Source organism: Vibrio sp. 10N.222.46.A1 (assembly GCF_041473595.1).
GTDB lineage: Bacteria > Pseudomonadota > Gammaproteobacteria > Enterobacterales > Vibrionaceae > Vibrio > Vibrio tasmaniensis_A.
In genome coordinates, this window is the sequence record NZ_JBFRSN010001128.1 from 1 (window position 1) to 4,649 (window position 4,649).

Below are 4,649 nucleotides of genomic sequence, written 5' to 3' on the forward strand. Positions count from 1 at the left end.
TGTCAGTACTGGTGGCTTTGCTCGAATTTCAACACGCTTCAAACAAATAGAACAAGATGCCCAGCGTCAGAAGGTTGGAACCCTGTTCCTGCATGCTGGTGACTGCTTCCAGGGGACTTTGTACTTTTCTTTATTCAAGGGAAAAGCCAACGCCGATTTGTTGAATGCCCTTAATATAGATGCCATGACGCTTGGCAATCACGAGCTAGATATGGGTAATGAGCCCGTTGCGATTTTCGCGAAAAGAATCAAATTCCCACTGTTGGCCGGTAACTGGAATCTATCGAATGAGGATATCAATAAAACTCATACCTTAGCGGACAACGAAATTGTTAAACCCTATCTGACTGTAACGCGAAGTGCCTCTTTTATAACGAAAGAGTTTGATGGCGAGAAGGTTGCAATATTCGGCTTAAGCATCGACAAAATGGCAGGCATTGCCAATCCAGATATCGATACACCATTTGAAAATGCTTTAGAAACAGCAAAAGCGACCATTGAGCAGATTCATAAAGCTGGTATCAACAAGATTGTGTTACTTAGTCATCTTGGTTACGAAGCTGATTTAGAGTTAGCAGCCAACGTAACAGGTATTGGTGTCATTGTTGGTGGTCATAGTCATCGCTTACAAGGTGATTTCTCTGATATTGGCTTAGTTAAAGATGATGATTACGGAGTGAAAGTCGATGACACCTATGTTGTGCAAGCGGGTTTCCACGCCATGAGCCTAGGACACTGCGAAATCGAGTTCGATGCTGAAGGCAAAGTGACTCACTTCAACGGTAAGAACGAACTGCTGTTAGGCCGTCGACTGTTTATAGACGCGAAATTGAGTGAAGTAGGGCAAGACGATGCCCACGACATGGCATGTGAGTTTTTAAATAATCACCCTAATATTGCAGTGTGTAAAAAAGATCCTGAGCTGCAGAGTATTCTGACGGATAAATACCAGCCGAGAGTTCGAAAGCTTCAGCAACAAGTGATTGCTCATGCAGACACAACACTGCGCCATATTCGGATCCCGGATGAGAAAGGTCCAAGTCAGCTTGCGCCCTTGGTTGCTCAATCATTTCACTACCTAATGAACAAAAAAGGGCATCAGGTTGAATTTGCGATTCACAACTCTGGTGGAGTGCGAAATTCACTCAATAGTGGTGATGTATCCGTTGCCGATATTGCCGGAAAACTACTACCGTTTGCCGTACCCATTGGTGTGTATGAAGTAAAAGGTGAAACGATCGCTGGCATGCTTGAAGGTGCAATCAATAACGCGATCGATAATGGTGTCGTGGGCACAGGTTCCGGCAGCTTTCCTTATACTCATAATCTAAGGTTCTGCTACCACAAAGAAGCGCCTATAGGGCATAGGATTCACCATTTAGAAATACACTCTGAAACATCCGGTTGGCAGCCAGTTTCTCGTGACCGAATTTACCGAGGCGCGTCGTCAGCCTACACCATGAAAGGAAAAGAGGGCTATAACGCCGTCTTAGATATGATAGGTGATGGCGTGGTGACGACCGATTCTATGGCAGACTGTTTTATCGAGTTTCTACAAGAATACCCAGAGTCTCTTAAACACAATGAACCGCTGAATTGCATGGAGTGTTTTAGATAATCAGCATCAATGATTGCACTTAACATTATTAGTTATAGCTGTTTATAAATTTGGCACTGTTTATGCTTTATTCCTGCAGGTCACACTTCTTGTGGAGATAAGCATGGATAAGAAAGATTGGTTAGATGCAGTAGCGGTGGTTGGTTGGGTATCGGTTTGGTCTGCGTTAGTGTATTTGATACCGACGGCAGGATTGTAATTTACGCAAGATTGTAATTTGCGCAGAGTTATAACTTGATCGTTTTGCAGTGTAACTACGCAGTGCCATCGTGAATTTGGTTAGCAGATTTATTCTTAGAATCAATTCGAGTGTCTATTTGATAGGGTGGCATCAATCAAAAAGGAGCATTTGCTCCTTTTTTGTATTTCTAGTGCAAATTTTAATAGACGAAACACAAATAGGGGAATATTATCCACGCGTTTGGGGAGTAGTTAGCGCAAGTTTACATGTCGTCATCTCGTTAGGCTAAGAGCCTATCCGGTATGTAAAGGTGAAATCCCATATTTCACTTCAACGAGACCAACGCAATCACAATCAAGATCCGTCGTGGAACTTGATATGTTTTGTTTGCGGAAGGTCTTTGTAAAGTTCTTCCGCCCGGAGGAATAATGAACTCAACTCAATCTCTATTATCTACAAATAGTGAATCCTTTTTATCATCGCCAATCATGACGACTTATGCGGGTTTTTTCCTGCTAACAGTGATTCTCGTCTCTATTGATATCTATCAGACTCGTGGTGGGAACGTCACAATTAAAAAAGCGGCAATCTGGAGCGTTTTTTGGTTTGTACTTGCATTTTTGTTTGCTGGTTCTATTTACTTATTCTGGGACATTTATGCGCCAAATAGTGACTACACAGCGCAAAAAGCAACCGTGTCATTCATTACGGGCTACTTGCTAGAAAAATCACTCAGTGTAGACAACCTATTTGTTTTCGCGATGATCTTTGCTCAATACCAAGTTCCTGAGCACCTAAGACCACGTGCGCTTCTATGGGGCGTAATTGGTGCACTGGTACTTCGTGCAATTATGATCGCACTAGGCGCACAGCTGTTGGCTGAATACCACTGGGTGCTTTACGTGTTTGCTGCGTTCTTGATTGGTACTGGTATTAAACTGGCGTTAGACAAGGGCGAAGAGGAAAGTGTAAATACATTACCAGAGAAGTTACTTCGTAAAGTGATGCCGGTAACAGAGGATTTTCATGGTCCTGCATTAATGGTTAAACAGGGTGCAAAATGGGCATTCACTCCAATGATGTTGGTGATCGGTGCGATTGCAGTTATGGATGTGATGTTTGCATTGGATTCTATCCCAGCTATCTTTGCTGTGACGCAAGAACCGTTCCTGGTACTTGCTGCAAACGTATTTGCGCTACTTGGTCTCCGTTCTTTGTACTTTGTACTGCAAGGCATGATGGATAAGTTCATTTATTTGAAGCCTGCACTGGCATTCATCATGGTCTTTATTGGTGTAAAAATGCTACTGGTTGATAGCGAATGGGCTATCCCGACGTATTGGTCGTTGGCGGTGCTGATTTCTACCATGACGGTTGCGGTTATAGCGTCGATTTATGCGAAGAAGCCAGACATTGAACAAGTGAATTAGAAACAAATATAACTTATCGAAAAGTTTATAATCGGTACGTGGTCGATGAAGTGGGGAATTTATTTATGTAAAATTTCTGTGACATTGGCCACTTTGATTTGAATGGTATTTGTACTAAATGCATGATTTTAACGCCATTGCGAATTTATAGTCACCATTTGTGAATATGTATTTCAGCGTGTTGTTAATGGTTTGTTTTATTAGAAAAACTAATTCGAATATCTAATTTTAGTCATTTTTTAACCTGCAAAAGATCACCTATTATTCTTGTCATCAGAACGAACCACATAAACAAATTTATAGAGAGGCAATCATGGCTCAAGCAATGCAAATGAATACTATCGCTGTTCCTAACTCTATGGATAAGAAGACCTACTCGGTTAACTTCAAAGGATTGATTGCACACATTTTCGATATTCTTTTTGTAGACAACTCTCCACGTAGTTACTACTCAAGCGACCTATCTGGTCACATGCAACGCGATATCGGTATCAACCGTTAATCTCTGCGTTAACATGTAAAAATATAGAATTTTAAGAAAACGCCAGCTTCTGAAGCTGGCGTTTTTGTATCTGCAATAAGCTGTGTATCTCAAAGAAACTAAGCATTTGAAATAAACTAAGCACCTGAAAACTCATCACCTGAAAGAAAGACTTAGGCATAACGGTCTGTATTTGAGCGCCAGTAAATTCTCTTCGTACAAGGATCACGGTATGTCACACGCCAGCCGCAACTCATCATTGATTAAACTCTGTTTACTTGCCTTACCGATCGGCTTTTACTCTTCTGTGTCGATGGCACAAACCTGGAGTAATGAAGGTCAACCTGCGCAGGTTATCGAACTGTTCACCTCTGAAGGTTGTTCAAGTTGTCCGCCTGCTGATGCCTACCTTAGTACTTTTGAAGACCACCCTAATCTTTGGACACAAGTCATTCCGCTCGCCTATCACGTCGATTACTGGGATTACCTAGGGTGGGGAGACAAGTTCGCTAGCAAGGCATTCAGTCAAAAGCAACGCTTGTACAAAGCTTATGGAGTAACAAGTGGCGTTTATACTCCGGGCTTTGTCGTCGATGGAAAAGAGTGGCGCGGTTACTTTAATTGGCTCGACAGAACCTTGCCATCGCTCCAACAACAAATTAATCCTAAATTAACAGTGAACCATAAAGGCGATACGTTCAGCGTGCATTACGAAGGCAAAGGTGATTATGTCGCTCATATTGCCTTGTTGGCGATGAACGAAGTCACCAGCGTTAAAGCGGGCGAGAACAGAGGTAAGAAACTTGAGCACGATTTTGTCGTGGTTTATGACGGCTATCGACGTAGTGAGTCTGAATGGCAATTTAATGTCGATTTTGATCCATTAGTCGCCACGCCAGATGCTGTAGCCGTGTGGTTAACCGAACCTAACTCATATAC

4 protein-coding genes are annotated in these 4,649 nt (G+C 42.4%); all 4 read left to right on the forward strand.

Going from position 1 to position 4,649, the window contains the following annotated elements; translation table 11 throughout:
- Positions 1–1,618, forward strand: a 1,618-nt coding sequence (locus tag AB4496_RS24450; RefSeq protein WP_372132393.1) for a bifunctional UDP-sugar hydrolase/5'-nucleotidase, incomplete at its 5' end; no start/stop codon positions are given.
- Positions 1,619–2,227: 609 nt separating this feature from the next.
- On the forward strand, positions 2,228–3,229 hold the full coding sequence (locus AB4496_RS24455) for a TerC/Alx family metal homeostasis membrane protein (RefSeq protein WP_009845309.1): 1,002 nt from the start codon (positions 2,228–2,230) through the stop codon (positions 3,227–3,229).
- Positions 3,230–3,542: 313 nt separating this feature from the next.
- Positions 3,543–3,731 carry a hypothetical protein gene (locus AB4496_RS24460; protein WP_009845310.1) on the forward strand — a complete coding sequence of 63 codons (189 nt, stop codon included), beginning with the start codon at positions 3,543–3,545 and terminating at the stop codon, positions 3,729–3,731.
- Between the two features lie 211 nt (positions 3,732–3,942).
- The coding region (locus AB4496_RS24465) for a DUF1223 domain-containing protein (protein WP_372132396.1) at positions 3,943–4,649 on the forward strand (707 nt) is incomplete at its 3' end.

Bases quoted from the DNA above. Each gene is read 5' to 3' on its own strand.
- AB4496_RS24455 (WP_009845309.1), top strand. From the start codon at position 2,228: ATGAACTCAACTCAATCTCTATTATCTACAAATAGTGAATCCTTTTTA.
- AB4496_RS24460 (WP_009845310.1), top strand. From the start codon at position 3,543: ATGGCTCAAGCAATGCAAATGAATACTATCGCTGTTCCTAACTCTATG.